Source organism: Chitinophaga flava, from assembly GCF_003308995.1.
GTDB classification, from domain to species: domain Bacteria; phylum Bacteroidota; class Bacteroidia; order Chitinophagales; family Chitinophagaceae; genus Chitinophaga; species Chitinophaga flava.
Genome location: NZ_QFFJ01000001.1, coordinates 2,230,195 through 2,247,686 on the forward strand (window position 1 = coordinate 2,230,195; position 17,492 = coordinate 2,247,686).

General features: G+C 47.3%; 19 protein-coding genes. 2 read left to right on the top strand and 17 right to left on the bottom strand.

Going from position 1 to position 17,492, the window contains the following annotated elements:
- Positions 1 to 6: 6 nt before the first annotated feature.
- The 17 genes from DF182_RS08900 to DF182_RS08980 all read right to left on the bottom strand — a co-directional run bounded on the left by DF182_RS08900 (position 7) and on the right by DF182_RS08980 (position 15,366).
- Positions 7 to 1,422, bottom strand: coding sequence for a complex I subunit 4 family protein (locus DF182_RS08900; RefSeq protein ID WP_113615285.1), 1,416 nt, complete (start codon positions 1,420 to 1,422; stop codon positions 7 to 9).
- A 33-nt stretch (positions 1,423 to 1,455) separates the two neighbouring features.
- Complete coding sequence (gene nuoL, locus DF182_RS08905) at positions 1,456 to 3,354, bottom strand: NADH-quinone oxidoreductase subunit L (protein ID WP_113615286.1); 1,899 nt, start codon at positions 3,352 to 3,354, stop codon at positions 1,456 to 1,458.
- Between the two features lie 53 nt (positions 3,355 to 3,407).
- Complete coding sequence (gene nuoK / locus DF182_RS08910) at positions 3,408 to 3,725, bottom strand: NADH-quinone oxidoreductase subunit NuoK (RefSeq protein WP_113615287.1); 318 nt, start codon at positions 3,723 to 3,725, stop codon at positions 3,408 to 3,410.
- Between the two features lie 50 nt (positions 3,726 to 3,775).
- Positions 3,776 to 4,270 carry an NADH-quinone oxidoreductase subunit J family protein gene (locus DF182_RS08915; RefSeq protein ID WP_113615288.1) on the bottom strand — a complete coding sequence of 165 codons (495 nt, stop codon included), beginning with the start codon at positions 4,268 to 4,270 and terminating at the stop codon, positions 3,776 to 3,778.
- A gap of 55 nt (positions 4,271 to 4,325) precedes the next feature.
- On the bottom strand, positions 4,326 to 4,832 hold the full coding sequence (gene nuoI / locus DF182_RS08920; RefSeq protein ID WP_113615289.1) for an NADH-quinone oxidoreductase subunit NuoI: 507 nt from the start codon (positions 4,830 to 4,832) through the stop codon (positions 4,326 to 4,328).
- A gap of 52 nt (positions 4,833 to 4,884) precedes the next feature.
- Entirely contained in the window at positions 4,885 to 5,928 is a 1,044-nt protein-coding gene (nuoH, locus tag DF182_RS08925; RefSeq protein ID WP_211327084.1) for an NADH-quinone oxidoreductase subunit NuoH, read from the bottom strand.
- Between the two features lie 35 nt (positions 5,929 to 5,963).
- On the bottom strand, positions 5,964 to 7,052 hold the full coding sequence (locus DF182_RS08930) for a 2Fe-2S iron-sulfur cluster-binding protein (protein ID WP_113616826.1): 1,089 nt from the start codon (positions 7,050 to 7,052) through the stop codon (positions 5,964 to 5,966).
- Between the two features lie 104 nt (positions 7,053 to 7,156).
- Positions 7,157 to 8,521 (bottom strand): NADH-quinone oxidoreductase subunit NuoF, encoded by a 1,365-nt coding sequence (gene nuoF / locus DF182_RS08935; protein WP_113615290.1) that lies wholly within the window; start codon positions 8,519 to 8,521, stop codon positions 7,157 to 7,159.
- 67 nt (positions 8,522 to 8,588) lie between these two features.
- On the bottom strand, positions 8,589 to 8,801 hold the full coding sequence (locus DF182_RS08940; RefSeq protein WP_147243388.1) for a hypothetical protein: 213 nt from the start codon (positions 8,799 to 8,801) through the stop codon (positions 8,589 to 8,591).
- Positions 8,801 to 9,295: an NADH-quinone oxidoreductase subunit NuoE gene (gene nuoE, locus DF182_RS08945; RefSeq protein ID WP_113615292.1), complete on the bottom strand. Its 495-nt coding sequence runs from the start codon at positions 9,293 to 9,295 to the stop codon at positions 8,801 to 8,803. Before nuoE ends, DF182_RS08940 begins: the two co-directional genes overlap by 1 nt.
- Positions 9,296 to 9,337: 42 nt before the next feature.
- Positions 9,338 to 10,558 (bottom strand): NADH-quinone oxidoreductase subunit D, encoded by a 1,221-nt coding sequence (locus DF182_RS08950; protein WP_113615293.1) that lies wholly within the window; start codon positions 10,556 to 10,558, stop codon positions 9,338 to 9,340.
- Between the two features lie 12 nt (positions 10,559 to 10,570).
- A complete protein-coding gene (locus DF182_RS08955) occupies positions 10,571 to 11,086 on the bottom strand; it encodes an NADH-quinone oxidoreductase subunit C (RefSeq protein ID WP_113615294.1) in 516 nt (171 codons plus the stop codon).
- A gap of 47 nt (positions 11,087 to 11,133) precedes the next feature.
- Positions 11,134 to 11,697: an NADH-quinone oxidoreductase subunit B gene (locus tag DF182_RS08960; RefSeq protein WP_078668889.1), complete on the bottom strand. Its 564-nt coding sequence runs from the start codon at positions 11,695 to 11,697 to the stop codon at positions 11,134 to 11,136.
- 24 nt (positions 11,698 to 11,721) lie between these two features.
- Complete coding sequence (locus tag DF182_RS08965; RefSeq protein ID WP_113615295.1) at positions 11,722 to 12,117, bottom strand: NADH-quinone oxidoreductase subunit A; 396 nt, start codon at positions 12,115 to 12,117, stop codon at positions 11,722 to 11,724.
- A gap of 318 nt (positions 12,118 to 12,435) precedes the next feature.
- On the bottom strand, positions 12,436 to 14,172 hold the full coding sequence (locus tag DF182_RS08970) for a tetratricopeptide repeat protein (RefSeq protein WP_113615296.1): 1,737 nt from the start codon (positions 14,170 to 14,172) through the stop codon (positions 12,436 to 12,438).
- Between the two features lie 36 nt (positions 14,173 to 14,208).
- Complete coding sequence (locus DF182_RS08975; protein ID WP_113615297.1) at positions 14,209 to 15,120, bottom strand: substrate-binding domain-containing protein; 912 nt, start codon at positions 15,118 to 15,120, stop codon at positions 14,209 to 14,211.
- 9 nt (positions 15,121 to 15,129) lie between these two features.
- Positions 15,130 to 15,366 carry a hypothetical protein gene (locus DF182_RS08980; RefSeq protein ID WP_147243389.1) on the bottom strand — a complete coding sequence of 79 codons (237 nt, stop codon included), beginning with the start codon at positions 15,364 to 15,366 and terminating at the stop codon, positions 15,130 to 15,132.
- A 313-nt stretch (positions 15,367 to 15,679) separates the two neighbouring features.
- Between DF182_RS08980 and DF182_RS08985 the strand changes: the two genes are divergently transcribed.
- On the top strand, positions 15,680 to 16,117 hold the full coding sequence (locus DF182_RS08985; RefSeq protein ID WP_113615299.1) for a low molecular weight protein-tyrosine-phosphatase: 438 nt from the start codon (positions 15,680 to 15,682) through the stop codon (positions 16,115 to 16,117).
- 25 nt (positions 16,118 to 16,142) lie between these two features.
- Entirely contained in the window at positions 16,143 to 17,492 is a 1,350-nt protein-coding gene (gene hisS / locus DF182_RS08990) for a histidine--tRNA ligase (RefSeq protein WP_113615300.1), read from the top strand.

A 17,492-nucleotide genomic window follows, 5' to 3' on the forward strand; every position in this document is an offset into this window, starting at 1 on the left:
GTAATCTCAAAATACCTTGCTTACCAGATCCAGCATAGGCTGAGGATAAACACCCAGCACAAAGATCATGATCACCACCAGGCTTAATGCCAGGGTTTCGCCGGGCTGTAAGTCTGTAGTGTTGTCTGTCAGGGTATTTCCTTCACCAAAAATCACTTTCTGAACCATATTCAACGTATAAACTGCTGCCAGGATGATACCCAGTCCGGCGAAAGCCATAAACCAGTGGTTGTACTGGAACAGGCCGCTGAACATCAGGAACTCACCGATAAATCCGTTGGTCAGCGGTAAGCCGATGTTCGCCAGGCTGATGATCACGAGGAAGATAGCCATACGTGGCGCCTTGCGGGCCATACCACCCAGCTGGTCCATATTTTTTACACCCAGACGGTTCTGGATTACTTCTACGATGATCCACAGTCCGATAATGTTGATACCGTGGTTAAACATCTGCAGTAATACACCCTGTGTGCTTTGTTCGTTGTGTGCAAAAATAGCGGCACTCATCAGGCCGATGTGCGCGATGGAGGAGTAAGCGATCAGTCGTTTCAGGTCGCTCTGTACGATAGCGATGCAGGAAGCGTAGATAATGCCGATGATAGACAGCACGATAGCTACGTCAGTCCACATGGCTGCACCTTGCGGTACTACCGGCATCAGCCAGCGCAGCAGACCGAAAAGACCCATTTTCACCATTACACCAGACAGAATCATGGTCACCGGAGTAGGAGACTGATCGTAAGTGTCGGGCTGCCAGGTGTGGAAAGGAAATACCGGCATCTTGATGGCGAATGCCACAAAGAACAGCCAGAACAGCCATTTCTGATCACCCATGCTCAACTGCAGACTGGTAAAGGAAGTCCAGCTGAAAGAGTGGTCCGGGGTCTGGAAATACAGGTAGATAATACCTACCAGCATCAACAGCGAACCCAGGAAAGTATACACGAAGAATTTAAAGGTAACAGGTATACGTTTTTCGCCGCCCCACATAGAGCAAAGGAAATATACCGGTATCAGTGCCAGCTCCCAGAAAATATAAAACTGCAGCGCGTCGAAGGCAGTGAAAACGCCTATCAGACCGGCCTGCGATAACAACATCAATCCGTAAAAGCCGTTAGGCCTTTCGATATCGCGGTTGTAAATGGTGATGAAAACAAGGAGAAAAGCGATAGCTGTCAATAAACACAGCATCACGCCCATACCATCCAATCCTACCCTGAACTGACTTCCCAGTTGGGGAATCCAGCTGGCAACAAAAGAAAGTTTGTCGGGTGATGCATGAAAAGTGCACCCAGCTCCTATTGCTATTGCCACCGACGCCAGGGATGCAATCATGCCCAGCACCTTCGGTCCGGACCCTTTCAGGCCAAATGCAATAAGGCCCGCTATGAAAGGAATCAATATTAATAAAACTGTCAACATAATTTATCTGCGCTTGTAACTTCCGCTATTGGTTTATAATAAGAATCCGATCACAAATAATAAGATCATACCGATTACCATGGCAAAGATGTAGAAACCTACCTGTCCGTTCTGTATCAGGCGGATCTGCTGGCTGCCCCATTGTACGCTGCGGCCAACACCATTTACCAGTTTGTCGATACCTGCTTTTTCAACCGTATCACGGAAGAAACGGGAAAGCTCCATCAAAGGCTTTACGATGATAGCATCGTACAGCTCATCCACATACCATTTGTTTTCCAGTACTTTAGCCAGACCCATGTTTTCTTTGCCGGTATCTTCATAAGCAGCAAATTTCTGACGGGCTATCAAGATAAAGCAGATCACCAGCACACTGCTCAGCCCCATCAGCATCCACTCCATGGAATGAGGCAGGTGATGTTCGGTTACAAACGGTGCAGAAGGCGCAAATACAGGTGACAGGTATTCTGCCAGCATGTTTTTGGTACCAAATACTTCCGGTAATCCTACATAACCACCGAAGATGGAGAGTACTGCCAGGATGATCAGAGGGATAGTGATGGCAGACGGACTTTCATGCAGATGATGCTCCTGCTCATGTGTACCACGGAACTTTCCGGAGAAAGTGATGTAGTAGAGGCGGAACATATAGAAAGCGGTCATCAGTGCACCCAACAGGCCCAGTCCGTACAGGATCGGGTTGCTGGCATATGCATGCGCCAGTATTTCGTCTTTGGAGAAGAAACCGGAGAAACCAGGGATACCGGCAATTGCCAGGCAGCCTACCAGGAAAGTCCAGTTGGTGGTGGGCATGTATTTTTTCAGACCACCCATTTTACGGATATCCTGTTCACCGCCCATAGCGTGGATAACAGAGCCGGAACCAAGGAACAACAGGGCTTTAAAGAAAGCGTGTGTCATTACGTGGAATACGGCAGCAGAATACGCGCCTACGCCCAGTGCCAGGAACATATAACCCAGCTGGCTCACAGTAGAGTAGGCCAGCACTTTTTTGATGTCGTTTTGTTTCAGCGCGATAGAAGCTGCAAACAGTGCAGTAGCCAGACCAATGATAGCTACTATCGTCTGGATATGCGGTGCCAGCGTATAAATCACATTGCTGCGCGCAATCATGTATATACCGGCAGTCACCATGGTAGCCGCGTGGATCAGGGCTGATACCGGTGTAGGACCGGCCATCGCATCTGGCAACCAGGTATATAAAGGAATCTGAGCTGATTTACCCATTGCACCTACAAACAGCAGCATCGCAATAGCTGCAATAGTAGGGTTGTTCATACCCAGTGGTGCCGCTTTGGCAAATACTTCAGGGAAAGTAACCGTGCCAAACTGCATGATCATGAAGAAGATACCGAGCAGGAAACCGAGGTCACCAATGCGGTTCATCACGAATGCTTTTTTGGCAGCATTATTATAACTGGTGTTTTTAAACCAGAAACCAATCAACAAATAAGAGCACAAACCAACACCTTCCCATCCGATGAACATCATCACATAGTTGGCGCCCAGTACCAGTATCAACATGGAAAACACGAAGAGGTTGAGATAAGCGAAATATCTCGCAAAACCTTCGTTGCTTTCATCATGCATGTAAGAAGTGGAGTAAATGTGGATGAGGGTACCCACACCGGTAATGATCAGCAGAAATAATGCACTCAGTTGATCTACCTGGAATGCAAAGGGGATGTGCAGGCTGCCAACAGAGATAAAGTTAAACAGGTGTACCACCTGTGCCTGAAATCCCGGGGCTTTCACCTCAAAAAATATCAATAAGCTTACCACAAAGGAAACGAGGACAGAGCCGCTTCCGATAAATCCTACCAGAGACTTGGATAAAAATCTGCGTCCCAACCCATTCACCAGGAAACCCAATAATGGTAAAAATGGTACCAGCCAAACTAGATTAATCATTTATCAATTCTATTTACGACGTCGAAACAATTAATAATTAAGAGGATGAATTATTAATTTTTCAGCCTGTTAAGAATGTTTATATCTACTGAATGTGTATTTCTGTAGACCATTGTAATGATAGCCAGGCCTACTGCCACTTCCGCAGCTGCCACCACCATAATAAAGAATACAAACAATTGCGCTGATCCGGCATCTACTCTTCCTGCGTCTGCCCACATTTTGGAGAAAGACACCAGCAACAGGTTTACCGCATTGAGCATCAGCTCTATGCACATGAAGATGATGATCGCATTACGACGCATCAATACACCCATCACACCAATACAGAACAGGGCGATACTCAGGAATATGTAATATTGAACAGGCATAATAAAAAATTAGGAATTACGAATAGCGGGCCTGTAAAGCCCGTGTAGTATTAGTCTTTTTTACCAATAACAACTGCGCCTACCATTGCGCTGAGGAACAGGATACTGCTCACCTCAAATGGCACTACATATTGTTTGAATAACATCTGTCCCAGGTTTTTGATCAACCCTATATCTGTAGATGCTGTACCGATTGCAGGCATGCTGGCATCACGCAGGGCAGCTACCAGTACTACCAGTAAGGCACCACCGCTGATAGCGCCGGCGTATTTCAGCCAGTTACGCTTCTGAGGCTCCAGCTCTGCATTGAGATTCATCAGCATCATCACATAAAGGAACAATACCATGATCGCACCGGCATACACAATAATATGCACCACGGCCAGAAACTGGGCGTTCAGCATGATATAATGCCCTGCAATGGTAAAGAAGGTTACGATCAGACACAATACGCTCGTCACAGGATTCTTGCTCAGTACTACGCCCAATGCCGAAACCAGGGCGATGACAGAAAGCACCATGAAAATTATTTGTTGTATACTCATTCCCATCTCTATGTTTGACTATTGTATTTTTAGCTAATGCGCACTGTGAATAATATTATTTACCCTGTTGTTTCGGATTAGGAATCAACAGATCATCCTTTCCATAAATGAAGCCTTTACGCTGATAGTTGGAAGGAGCGAAGGTTTCAGACATGTAAATGGCGTCTTTGGGGCAGGCTTCTTCACAGAATCCGCAGAAAATACAACGCAGCATGTTGATCTCATACCTGGCCGCATATTTTTCTTCCCTGTACAGGTTTTCCTCTCCGGGCTTCCTTTCAGCAGCTTCCATGGTAATGGCTTCTGCCGGGCAGGCTACAGCACAAAGGCCGCAGGCGGTGCATCTTTCACGGCCTTCCTCATCACGGTTCAGTACGTGTAAACCACGGAATACCGGGCTGAATTGACGTCTCTGTTCCGGGAAACTTACGGTAGCCTTACGTTTGAATAAGTGCTTGAGGGTAATGCTCATACCTTTCGCAATGGCAGGAATGTACATTTTTTCCGCAAGGGTCATCGGGCTGCGGTCTACCGGTTTTGCCCTGTTTGTTAATGATTGCATAAGAAATGCTTTATTTAGTCCACACCCGAAAGTGTGTAAAAAGTAAAAGAAATTAGTGTTGACGAGCCAATACAGTTGCTCCGGTAATCAGCATGTTAGCCAGTGCCAGCGGGATCATCACTCTCCAGCCCAGACGCATCAGCTGATCATAACGGAATCTTGGGATCGTCCACCGTACCCACATAAAGAAGAATATAAACACCAGTATTTTGATAAACAATGCCAGGAAGCCCAGTATGGTGAGCAGATTGGGACTAACGCCCAGGCTGTCCATGCCAGGGAAGGCATATCCACCAAAATACATAGTGGCCATCAGCGCAGAGCTGACAAACATGTTGATATATTCCGCAAAGAGGTAAAAGCCCAGTTTCATGGAAGAGTATTCCAGGTGGTAACCACCATTCAGCTCGTTCTCTGCTTCCGGCAGGTCAAACGGCGTACGGTTAGTTTCCGCAAAAGCACATATCAGGAAGATAAAGAAGCCCAGCGGCTGGTATACCACGTTCCACATGCTATGACGTTGCTGCTCCACGATTTCCTTCAGGCTCAGGGTGCCGGTCAGCATCAGCAATGCGATCAGCGCCAGACCCATTGGCAGTTCGTAGGAAATGATCTGGGAGGCAGCCCTCACAGAGGCCAGCAGGGAGTATTTGTTGTTGGATGCCCAGCCACCGATCATAATTCCGTATACGCCCATGCTCACTACACCGAATATGAACAGGATACCGATGTTTACATCAGCTACCTGCAGGGAAATGGTGCGGCCAGCAATGGTCAGGGTATCGCCCCATGGAATTACGGCACTGGTCATACAGGCCACCAGCATGGCGATGGAAGGGCCCAGAACGAAGAGGAACCGGTTAGAGTTGGTTGGGATGATCTCTTCCTTGAAGAAGAGTTTACCACCATCGGCCAGGGGTTGCAGCAATCCCAGCGGACCTGCGCGGTTAGGGCCTAAACGGTCCTGGATCCAGGCAGCCACCTTTCTTTCGCCCCAGGTAGAGTACATAGCTACTACCAGTGACAGTACCAACACTGCGGATATCAGCAGTATTTTCTCAAGAATAAAAAACCAGTCTATGCTTAATAACGTCATTTCCTGTTATAAGTTACGATTACGAATTACGATGCTTACTTATTAAAATCGTCCGAGTGAGCAGGACCTTCGATCTTCGACAGATCGATATCCGGCCTGTTTACCTGGCTTTGCGTGTGGATATCAAACAGCAGTTTGGGCTGTCTGCCATCCAGTACTTCCACCAGCGGATCTTTCGGTTTAACGGTATTTACGTAATGGCCCTGAGAAATAACACTGTGACGGTCAATTTTGCGTGGCCCTTCAATGATCCAGTCTGATTTTTCCTTTTTATCGAAACGGCAGGTGTTACAGATAAAGTCTTCCACTTCACCGTATTGGTCTTTACGGGCTGTTACGCGGAATACCTCGTCACCACGCATCCACAATACGGTTTTACCGCAGCATTTTGGATTTTCGCAGTTACGGTGGGCATCTACCGGTTTCAGGAACCATACACGGTTTTTGAAACGGAAGGTTTTATCTGTCAGCGCGCCTACCGGGCAAACGTCGATCACGTTGCCGATAAACTCGTTGTCGAGAGACTGATGGATATAAGTGCTGATTTCGGAAGCGTCGCCACGGCCGAGTATGCCATGTTCACGTTTTTCCGTCAGCTGGTCAGCGGTATACACACAACGGTAGCAGAGAATGCAACGGGTCATGTGCAGCTGTATTTTGTCGCCGATATCGATTTTATCGAATGTTCTGCGTTTGAATTCGTAGCGGGTAGCTTCGGCACCGTGTTCGTAGCTCAGGTTCTGCAGATCGCATTCACCGGCCTGGTCGCAAACGGGGCAGTCGAGCGGGTGATTGAGCAGCAGGAATTCTACTACTCCCTTGCGGGCTTCCTGTACTTCAGGAGAAGTGATGTTGGCTACTTCCATACCGTCCATTACGGTAGTACGGCAGCTGGCCACCAGTTTAGGCATCGGGCGCGGATCGGCTTCGGAGCCTTTGGACACTTTTACCAGACAGGTACGGCATTTACCGCCGCTGCCCTGTAACTTGGAATAGTAGCACATAGCCGGCGGCACTACATCCCCACCTATCTTCCGGGCCGCATTCAGTATCGTTGTACCAGGTTCGACCTCTACGGAGATGTTATCGATCTTAACCTTGAATAATTTTTTTTCCTCCGCCATCTTATTATATTTTTTGCTTGCAGCGCTTTTATAGAAGCGATGCAGCAAAGTTTATGTTGTTATTATTTATTGACTATTCTGTGAATCTTAGCGCCCTGGCGGAACTATACAGCTGCCGGTTCCGGTAAAGGAAGCGGGTCAGCATAGTGCGCCAGTCCGAAGTTACGGGTAAGCGCTTCATCCGGGTGTTTCACATGCCATTCAAACTCGTCGCGGAAGTGACGGATGGCAGCAGCTACCGGCCATGCAGCGGCGTCGCCGAGCGGGCAGATGGTGTTGCCTTCTATTTTCCGCTGAATATCCCACAACAGATCTATATCACTCATTTTACCTTTTCCGTATTCGATGTTGTGCAAGACTTTTTTCATCCAGCCGGTACCTTCACGGCAAGGGCTGCACTGACCACAGCTTTCGTGGTGGTAGAAACGGGCAAAGGTGAGTGTGTTGCGTACAATACACTGGTCTTCGTCCATCACGATGAAACCGCCGGAGCCCAGCATGGAGCCGGTGGCAAAGCCGCCGTCATTCAGGCTTTCGTAGGTCATCATACGGGTTTCGCCTTTAGCTGTTTTCAGCAGCAGGTTGGCCGGCAGCACCGGTACGGAAGAACCGCCGGGGATGCAGGCTTTCAGGCGTTTACCACCTTTGATGCCTCCGCAGTATTCATCGGAATAGATAAATTCTTCTACAGAGATGTTCATTTCGATCTCATAAACGCCTGGTTTGTTGATATTACCGCAGGCAGAGATGAGTTTGGTACCGGTAGATTTGCCGATACCGAATTTGATATATTCGTCACCGCCGATGTTAATAATAGGAACTACGGCTGCGATGGTTTCTACGTTGTTTACCACGGTAGGGCATCCCCATAAACCTTTTACGGCCGGGAATGGTGGTTTGATACGGGGGTTGCCGCGTTTACCTTCCAGTGATTCCAGCAGAGCTGTTTCTTCACCGCAGATATAAGCGCCGGCGCCACGTTGTACATATATTTCGAGGTCAAAGCCGGTGCCGAGGATGTTTTTCCCCAGCCAGCCTTTATTTTTCGCTTCTGCGATAGCCTGTTCCAGGATATCCGGGATCCAGGCATATTCGCCGCGGATATAGATATACGCACTGTTAGCACCCAGGGCAAAACTGGATATGAGCAGGCCTTCTATCAGCAGGTGAGGGATGAACTCCATCAGGTAACGATCTTTGAAAGTACCTGGCTCAGATTCGTCCGCATTGCACACGAGGTAACGGGGAACACCTTCCGGTTTAGCGATGAAACTCCATTTCAGACCGGTAGGGAAACCTGCACCACCACGACCTCTGAGGCCGCTTTTTTTCACTTCTTCCACTACGGCATCAGGGCCCATGGATTTCAGCGCTTTTTCTGCTGCTGCATAACCGCCGTTGCTCCGGTAAGTATCATAATACCGGATACCTTCTATGTGTGCTTTGTCTAACAGTAATTTGCGTCCCATTTTCTTCCTTATGGTTTAATGGTGATAGATAAACCAGCACCATCAACAGATTTGTATGATATATCTTTTATGCCTTGCGTATCCTATGTTGGGCAATGCGTTCACCCAGTCTGTAAAACAACAACCCTGCGCTGACACCACAAACAAAGGACAGGAACACATTGTCAATCCTCCACAGACCTGCCAGTGCTGTCATCAGCAGTATGGCTTCAATCACGATCAGCTTATGCTGATGAAATAACTCCCGGATACGCATGACTATCGTTTTTTGGTGATGCATTAGTTTGCTTTTGCCCTGCATTCTGCGATGATCTCATCCACTTTTGCAGGGGTCAGGTGTTCGCGGAAGTGTTTGCCTAATTGCATCATAGGCGCGTATCCGCAGGCACCCAGGCATTCCACCGTTTTAAGGGTAAACATGCCATCAGGCGTAGTTTCACCTACACCGATACCCAGTTTGCTCTTGATATAGTCAATGATCTGATCAGAACCACTTACCATACAGGGTCCTGTCTGACATACCTCAAACAGGTATTTGCCCACCGGCTTCAGATTGAACATGCTGTAGAATGTGGCTACTTCGTACACTTCAATGGGTTTTATTTGCAGTAAAGACGCAACATAGTCCATTGTTTCCGCACTCAGCCAACCGTCAAATTCTTCCTGTGCCAGATGCAGCACGGGTATCAGCGCACTTTTCTGCTTCCCTTCCGGGTAGCGTGCGATGATCTCTTTTACTTTATTCAGTTTCTCCTCAGAAAATTGAACAGCCATTTTTTTAATCAGCTTTATTCTTCAAAAATTCGATTGTACCTACTACGCATCCAGTTCACCGGCAATCAGGTTGAGACTACTCATACACACGATCGCATCGCTCAGCATGGCGCCTTTCACCAGTTCGGCATAAGCCTGGTAGTAGATAAAGCAGGGACGACGGAAATGCAGACGATAAGGGCTGCGGCCGCCATCACTGATCAGATAGAAGCCCAGCTCTCCGTTGGCACCTTCTACTGCGTTGTACACCTCACCTGGTAAGATGTCCGTTTCACCCATCACGATTTTAAAGTGATAGATGAGCGCTTCCATCTTGGTATATACATCCTTTTTATCAGGCAGGTAATAAGCCGGTACGTCGGCATGGTATACATCATCAGGCAGACCTTTCAGTTTGTCCATTGCCTGACGGATAATACTGATACTTTCCCACATTTCAGCGTTGCGTACGAGATAACGGTCGTAGCAGTCGCCGGTAGTACCTACTGGTACGGAGAAGTCGAAGTCCTGGTAAGAAGAATATGGGGTGGCCACGCGCACGTCGTAGTCAACACCCGCAGCCCTGAGGTTAGGCCCAGTGAAGCCGTAGCTCATCGCTCTTTCAGCGCTGATGGCGCCTACTCCCTGTGTACGTTCCATGAAGATACGGTTACGGGTAAGCAGGGTTTCGAATTCTTTCAGTGCCTCAGGATATTCTTTCAGGAAACGTTCAATTTTTTCGAAAGCTGCAGGCGTGAAGTTTCTTTCGAAACCACCAATACGGCCAATGTTGGTCGTCAGGCGGGAGCCGCATATTTCTTCATAAATTTCGTATATAAGTTCACGGTAGGTCATGAGGTATACGAAACCGGTGAGTGCACCGGTATCCACACCCATTACCGCGTTACAGATCAGGTGGTCTGCTATACGGGCCAGCTCCATGATGATCACACGCAGATATTCTACCCTTTTAGGTAATTCGAGGCCCAGCAGTTTTTCTACTGTCATGATCCATCCGAAGTTATTGATGGGGGCAGAGCAGTAGTTGAGCCTGTCTGTCAGCGGTGTGATCTGGTAGTAAGGACGGCGTTCTGCGATTTTCTCAAATGCGCGGTGAATATATCCTACAGTAGATACTGCGCTCACAATCCTTTCGCCGTCTATTTCCAGAATATTCTGGAATACGCCGTGTGTAGCCGGGTGTGTAGGACCCAGGTTCAGCGTGGTCGTATTTTTTTCTATGGAGCCTTCCGGCAGTTTTATATGTTGTTTCTGGTCTAACATAGCCTGGTTTAATTAAAAGTGACCGCCCCGACCAAACATTTCGTCGTCTTTGTCCGTACGCATAGGGTCTTCCAGTGGGAATTCCTTACGCATGGGGAAATAGGTCATTTCGTCCACATTAAGGATACGGATCAGGTTAGGATGTCCAACGAAATCGATTCCGAAGAAATCATAGGTTTCCCGCTCCATCCAGTTGGCAGATTGATACAAGCTGGTAGCGGTGAACACCTTAGGTGAAGCGACCGGCGTATATACTTTCATTCGCAGCCTGACATTGTCAACAAAGTTATGCAGATGGTATACCACTGCGAGCTCCTCTCCTTTTCTTTCGGGATAATGCACGGCAGTGACATCCGTCAGAAAACGAAAACGCAATTCCTCATCATCAAACAGGAATTGCATTATTTTAAGGTTATAATCTTTCTGTGCAGTGAAGGTGAGCATTCCGAACGGCTCTTCAAAGCCGGTCAGCACATCCCCGAACTTCTCTGTCAGGCGTTGCTGTATGCGTTCGTTTGTTAAAGACATTAACAATAAGAGATTTACGAGTTACAAGTTACCATTCACACCCTTACCTATTTGATACCGTAGGATTCCATCAGCTCCTTATACCGGTCTGAATTACGGCGGCGCAGGCTTTCATTACCTACCAGCTGCTGTATTTTCATAAAACCGTCGATAATACCTTCGGGTCTGGGAGGGCATCCGGGAACATATACATCCACCGGTATCACCTGATCGATACCTTGTAAAACAGAATACGTATCAAAAATACCACCGCTGCAGGCACAGGCACCTACTGCCATCACCCAGCGCGGTTCCGCCATCTGCAGATATACCTGACGCACGATAGGGCCCATTTTTTTGGAAATGGTACCCATTACCATGAGCAGGTCGCACTGACGCGGCGTAAAAGCCATACGTTCTGCCCCAAAACGGGCCAGATCGTAGGTAGCAGCCATGGTGGCCATAAATTCAATACCACAGCAGGAAGTAGCAAATGGTAAAGGCCAGATGGAGTTTTTACGTGCCAGACCTATCGCTTTGTCAAAAGAAGTGGCATAAAACCCTTCTCCGGAATATCCTTCCGGGATTTCCACCATCTTCACATTGGTATTATATTGAACCGGACGAGCCATTGATTAAGATTTAAAGGTTTAAGATTAGTCTTCCCACTTCAGGGCTCCCTTCTTCACAATGTAAATAAATCCGCACAGGAAGAAGCCCACAAACATCAGCACAGCTGTAAATCCTTCCCAACCCAGCTCTTTAAAGTTAACAGCATATGGGTAGAAAAAGATCACTTCCACGTCGAAGAGCACAAAGAGGATAGCCGTCAGAAAATACTTAATGGCTACTGGCTGCCTGGCGTTGCCACGCTGCTCAATTCCGCTCTCAAAGTTAATAAGCTTATCACTTGTTTTACGCTTGGGACCCAGAAAGTGAGTGGCTAGCATAGTGATCCCAACAAAACCTAAAGCAGCAAGTAATTGCAGTACTATAGGGAAATAGCTAAAAGGAGTAGTCGTTGCCGACAAAAATACAGATTCTGTATACATAAGCTTCCCGATAAAACATTGTCCGAATTCGCAAAAATACTGTAACTAAACCAAATATCAAATCTATTAGGATCTAAAATATTATCTTTTTTTGCCAACCGGAAACCCGGGAAACCATCCTGTACAAATCTGGTTTACCTCCTGAAGCTGATAACCCAAAGCCTTTTTCACTTTTTTACACAATGAATCCCTGCGGTATTACCTCACTGACAATTACATATAAACAATTAGGCCGATACGTATGTAATCCTTCTTAAATAGAAACACCCTTCCCGGCATAACCAGGAAGGGTGCTTTTCTGTATGATTTTCCGACAGATTATTTTTTATTCTGGGGAGCTTTGGTGCCACCTGCAGGTTTTGCAGCAGGTTTGGCAGCCGGAGCAGCCTGGTTTTCTTTAATCTGTTTTACAGTAGCATTGGTCGGATCGATAGACAATACTTTATCCATGTAGATCTGAAGATTAGCTTTATCTTCCTTGTTATAATAGTAGATCATCAGGTACTGATAAGGGTACATCAGCTGACCAGCTTTGATTTTAGCCTTTTCAGGACCGTCTATTTCAAAGAACTTCTGGAAGTAAGGTACAGCCAGGCCCAGTTTCGCATCCGGGTCTTTCGCCATGTTGGCACGACCTCTCCAGTATAAGCCAAACGCTTCCTGCTCAGGATATTTGGTGATAAAGGTGCCATAAGTAGCATCAGCAGCATCATAGTCACGTGCGTACATTTCCATGGTACCTTTCCAGAAGTAGTCCTGGAGTTTGCCTGGGTTGGCTTTATCATCAAAATCATTTACCAGTTTGGTATACCATTCTGCAGAGCGCTTGAAGTCACGCAGCTTCTTGAAAGACTCTGCCACGTTACGGTAAGTGTCCACGTCTTTGGTAGTGTCGGAAGTAGCGTATTTTTCCAGGTACAGGGAAGCCAGTGAATCATTCACAGCAGTCTGTACGGAATCCTGCACTTTTACACGGCCATAGATTTCACTCAGCAGTTTGTAATCGTTTGGTTCCAGTTTGTTACCTGAGGATTTAGCGTACTCATCCATTACCTTCTTAGCGTTCAGGGAATCGCCTTTCTGCAGGTAAGCATCACCGATCAGACGGCTGAACTTGCCTTTGTAGATAGCGTCAGCACCGGCGAGGGCAGCATTACCCTTGCTGATAGCGTTGTCGTAATCTTTTTTGAAGAAGGAGATAGAAGCGGAGTAGTATTCATTTTTCAGCTTGTCTGCAGGGTCAGCTACCTTCATATATTTTTCCAGGTATTCTGCTGCTTTGTCCCAGGACAGCTGATCTTTTTTAGGAGTAGTGTAGAACAGGAACAGCTCATGGAAAGCAGGAGCATAGTTCGGGTCCATGTTGGTGGCTTTGGTCCAGTCAGCTACCGCTTCAGCTTTCAGCCTGGCGTTGTAGTTAACCATACCTTCTTTCATTACAGCCTCAGCGTTGTTAGGGCTCAGTTCCAGTGCTTTTTCATAGGCACCGATCGCTTTACCACCGTTTTCGCCACCGAGGTAGCGGTAAGCATCCCCTTGTTCGATATAGTCAGCCGCAGTAGCGGTGTACATTTCTTTTTTCTTACGGCCTTCGTTGTTCAGGAGTTTATCCATTACAGTGAGGGCGTAGGCGCGGTCACCACCTTTTACTTCGGTGCTGGCATCAGCGATAGCGCGGGCTACATCACCATCACGGCCCTGAGTGGCAGCGCTGGCAGCTTCAAATTTAGTTTTTGCAGCGGCAGCATCACCTTTGATCAGGTCTATACGTCCCATACCAGCTTGTAATAACGCAGAAGTAGGAACCGCCTGTAACCCTTTCTGGAAAGTGGCAGTGGCGCCAGCTACGTCTTCCAGAGCGAGTTGTGCAATACCCATGTAATAATAAGCCTTGTCATCCGTAGGTTTCGCAGCAATTACCTTTTCAAACGTCTGTTTTGCGGACAGGTTTTTACCATAATACAGGTCTTTCAATCCATCCTCCACAGATTGAGCCATTACGCTCCCTGAGGCGGCACACAGCAACGCTACGAGTAAACTTTTCCGTCTGTTCATTTGCAATCTGGTTTTAGTTTTAGTTGTGTTTTTTGACTATTTAAGGTTGGCTTCCCTGAATACTACATTCAATCTTGCCGGGAATAATCTGAACTGCTTGATAACCAGCTGTCCTTCATAACTACCGAGGAAGGTAGCAAATCCCGAGCCTAAACCATGGTAAGGCTCTTTCAGACAAAAGTAGAAGCCACGTTTTAATGGATATGTTCCAATCCCAATATACGCCTGATAAGGTAATACAAAATCCGAACCATTATCTGCTCTCAGTTTCACAACGGAGACTTTGTTGATAAAGGCCATAGACAACGAATCGCTTGGATCTGAGATCCAGCTCACGCCGATTACGCCTATCGCATCCTTGTTTTTGGAAACATAATCTATTACTTCCGGATTCGTTTTAGCTGCCATAGTGTTGGCTGGCAGAGGTTTACCTTTATTGATGGAATCCTGAATATAACGGACAGTGCTTGAGTTGGCATTATCAAACACCAGTTGCCATTTTCTGTCTTTATTAGTGCCGTCCATGATACCGCGTACCTGGTCCATCGTAAGGACGGAGTCCGGGTTGCTGTGATTTACTACAAGCGCCAGCGCATCCCACGCCAGCATCAGGCTCTGAGGCGTGATCTTTATTTTCTTGAAGTAATCACGTTCTGCAGCATTAAAATCGCGGGTCACGATGACCATGCGGGCACTGTCATTTAAAAGATCTTTAAAGCACTCCGCTTCCGGCTTATAGGAAGGAATAATATGTGCTTTGGGATACAGCGACTCAAATACCTTGATCTCAGAGTCCAGCAGTGGCTTGTAAGTTTCATCCACACTAATCTTTATCTCCCCTTCTGTTGCTGTATCTAATTTTTTCGCATTCGGATTGGGGCTGCAGGCCGCCACTAATGCTAAGGCTGTTAAATATACAGCATACTTTTTAGTAAAACCGAAAAACATATCTACCCGTTAGTTCCTGTTAAAAAATAGTTTCCTGATCCCATTAAATATTCTGAAGGCTCCATAAAGCATTAAAACCACTCCTAATGCTGTCATCCATTGGGGGGATAAACGGAACTCTACCAGTCCCAGCTTTTGCGCAAAGATTGCGAAAAGCCCGAAGAGAATAAAGAAGATACCTCTTACCAGTTCACCGATAGGCCTGTATTTGTTTTCCAGTCGCCTGTTTGTTTGTTCGTCTTGCATTTCCATCTTGCGAATTACAATTATACAAAAAAATATTTTTTAAACTTGATTCGGGAATTTTAGAAGAATGTTAAAAAAAAGCGCCAAAACCAATGCCGGACCTTCATCCACACGCAATTTGAGGCATTTTTTCAACATGTGGTAAATTTTTGATTTAAAATTTCATCATTTTCCGGAGATTACAAATGAACCCCTCCTTTGTTTTATTAGAAACAACTGCAACCGGAACAGGCGCTTTTGTTGTTATATAGATGCAAATAGGTGAACATTTCCATAATAACTTGTAGGTTTGCGGGCTGATACGCAATTTAATATGAAGATACTGATGGTATGCCTGGGCAATATCTGCCGCTCTCCCCTGGCGGAAGGTATCATGAGGCATCTTGTACAAGAAAAGGGATTAGACTGGGAAATAGACTCTGCCGGCACCGGCAACTGGCATATCGGCCATCCGCCGGACCATCGGGCCATTAAGGAAGCCCATCGACATCGAATAGATATCTCCGGCCTGAGCGCCCGCCAGTTCCAGACCGCCGATTTCGACGCCTTCGACCGCATCTACGTAATGGACCATAACAACCATCGTGACGTGCTGAAAAAGGCCCGCAATGCAGCTGACAAGGCCAAAGTATACCATCTGCTGCCGGATGATCAGGACGTACCCGACCCCTGGTTCGATGACGCCCTCTTCGCCCCGGTATTTAAACTGATTTATGATGCCTGCAAAAGCATCACGGACAACAAACAATAACAACCACCTATAATATTTTTTTGAGATGATAAAACCCGGTATTCCCAAAGGAACCCGCGATTTTGGCCCTGTAGTGGTCAGAAAACGTAACTATATTTTCAGCACCATCCGCGAAACCTTCGAGGTATTTGGCTTCCAGCCCCTGGAAACACCCGCCATGGAAAACCTCTCCACCCTCACCGGCAAATACGGCGAGGAAGGTGATAAGCTGATGTTCAAAATACTCAACAACGGAGAGATATTCGAGGAAGCACAGGCCGCCACCGACAACAAATCGCTGGTATCCGCTGTGACCGAAAAAGCCCTCCGCTACGACCTCACCATCCCCTTCGCCCGTTATGTGGTGATGAACCAGAACGATCTGGCTCTTCCCTTTAAACGCTACCAGATGCAACCGGTATGGCGCGCCGATAAACCACAAAAAAGCCGCTACCGCGAGTTCTACCAGTGTGATGCCGACGTGGTAGGCAGCAACTCCCTCCTCAACGAAGTGGAACTGCTCCTGATCTACGATACCGTATTCACCAAACTGGGCCTCCAGGGTTATGAACTGCGTATCAACAACCGCAAAATCCTCAGCGGCCTTGCCGAAGTGATCGGTAAACCGGAACTGCTCACCGATATTACCATCTCCATCGATAAACTCGATAAAATCGGTGCGGAAGGCGTAAGAAAAGAACTGGCAGAAAGAGGCCTCACCGATACAGATATCGCCACCATCGAGAATTTCCTCGCCATCGGCGGCACCAACGAAGAAAAACTGGCACAGCTGCAAACACTGCTCCAGTCATCCACTACTGCCCTCAAAGGCATCGAGGAACTCTCTTACGTGCTCAACTCCGGATTCGGCACCTTCAGCACCACGCCCATCATCGATGTAACCCTGGCCCGTGGCCTCAACTACTACACCGGTATGATCGTGGAAGTGAAAGCGCCTCCTACCGTAAAAATAGGCAGCATCGGCGGCGGCGGCCGTTATGATGACCTCACCGGCCTCTTCGGCCTCAAAGGCATCTCCGGTGTAGGTATCTCCTTCGGTGTAGACCGTATCTATGATGTGCTGGAAGAGCTGCAGCTGTTCCCTCAGGAAGCGCAACAGTCTACCAAAGTGCTGTTCCTCAACCTGAGCGATGACAGTGCCCGCACCTGCTTCTCCTACATGATGCAGCTCCGCGCCAAAGGCATCGCTACTGAACTGTTCCACGAAAATGCCAAAATGGACAAACAGATGAAATACGCCAATAAAAGGGGTATTCCTTATGTGATCATCCTGGGCGAATCTGAAATGCAGGAAGGCCTCGTTAGCGTGAAAAACCTCACCACTGGCCAACAGGATAAAATCAAAGCCGAACAACTGGCAGATTTTATTATTTAG

Bases quoted from the DNA above. Each gene is read 5' to 3' on its own strand.
- DF182_RS08940 (WP_147243388.1), bottom strand. From the start codon at position 8,801: ATGCATCACCAAAAAACGATAGTCATGCGTATCCGGGAGTTATTTCAT.
- DF182_RS08915 (WP_113615288.1), bottom strand. From the start codon at position 4,270: ATGAGTATACAACAAATAATTTTCATGGTGCTTTCTGTCATCGCCCTG.
- DF182_RS08980 (WP_147243389.1), bottom strand. From the start codon at position 15,366: ATGCAAGACGAACAAACAAACAGGCGACTGGAAAACAAATACAGGCCT.
- nuoH (WP_211327084.1), bottom strand. From the start codon at position 5,928: ATGACGTTATTAAGCATAGACTGGTTTTTTATTCTTGAGAAAATACTG.
- DF182_RS08930 (WP_113616826.1), bottom strand. From the start codon at position 7,052: ATGGCGGAGGAAAAAAAATTATTCAAGGTTAAGATCGATAACATCTCC.
- DF182_RS08900 (WP_113615285.1), bottom strand. From the start codon at position 1,422: ATGTTGACAGTTTTATTAATATTGATTCCTTTCATAGCGGGCCTTATT.
- DF182_RS08965 (WP_113615295.1), bottom strand. From the start codon at position 12,117: ATGTATACAGAATCTGTATTTTTGTCGGCAACGACTACTCCTTTTAGC.
- nuoL (WP_113615286.1), bottom strand. From the start codon at position 3,354: ATGATTAATCTAGTTTGGCTGGTACCATTTTTACCATTATTGGGTTTC.
- nuoK (WP_113615287.1), bottom strand. From the start codon at position 3,725: ATGCCTGTTCAATATTACATATTCCTGAGTATCGCCCTGTTCTGTATT.
- DF182_RS08985 (WP_113615299.1), top strand. From the start codon at position 15,680: ATGAAGATACTGATGGTATGCCTGGGCAATATCTGCCGCTCTCCCCTG.
- nuoI (WP_113615289.1), bottom strand. From the start codon at position 4,832: ATGCAATCATTAACAAACAGGGCAAAACCGGTAGACCGCAGCCCGATG.
- nuoE (WP_113615292.1), bottom strand. From the start codon at position 9,295: ATGGCTGTTCAATTTTCTGAGGAGAAACTGAATAAAGTAAAAGAGATC.
- hisS (WP_113615300.1), top strand. From the start codon at position 16,143: ATGATAAAACCCGGTATTCCCAAAGGAACCCGCGATTTTGGCCCTGTA.
- DF182_RS08960 (WP_078668889.1), bottom strand. From the start codon at position 11,697: ATGGCTCGTCCGGTTCAATATAATACCAATGTGAAGATGGTGGAAATC.
- DF182_RS08970 (WP_113615296.1), bottom strand. From the start codon at position 14,172: ATGAACAGACGGAAAAGTTTACTCGTAGCGTTGCTGTGTGCCGCCTCA.
- DF182_RS08955 (WP_113615294.1), bottom strand. From the start codon at position 11,086: ATGTCTTTAACAAACGAACGCATACAGCAACGCCTGACAGAGAAGTTC.
- DF182_RS08950 (WP_113615293.1), bottom strand. From the start codon at position 10,558: ATGTTAGACCAGAAACAACATATAAAACTGCCGGAAGGCTCCATAGAA.
- nuoF (WP_113615290.1), bottom strand. From the start codon at position 8,521: ATGGGACGCAAATTACTGTTAGACAAAGCACACATAGAAGGTATCCGG.
- DF182_RS08975 (WP_113615297.1), bottom strand. From the start codon at position 15,120: ATGTTTTTCGGTTTTACTAAAAAGTATGCTGTATATTTAACAGCCTTA.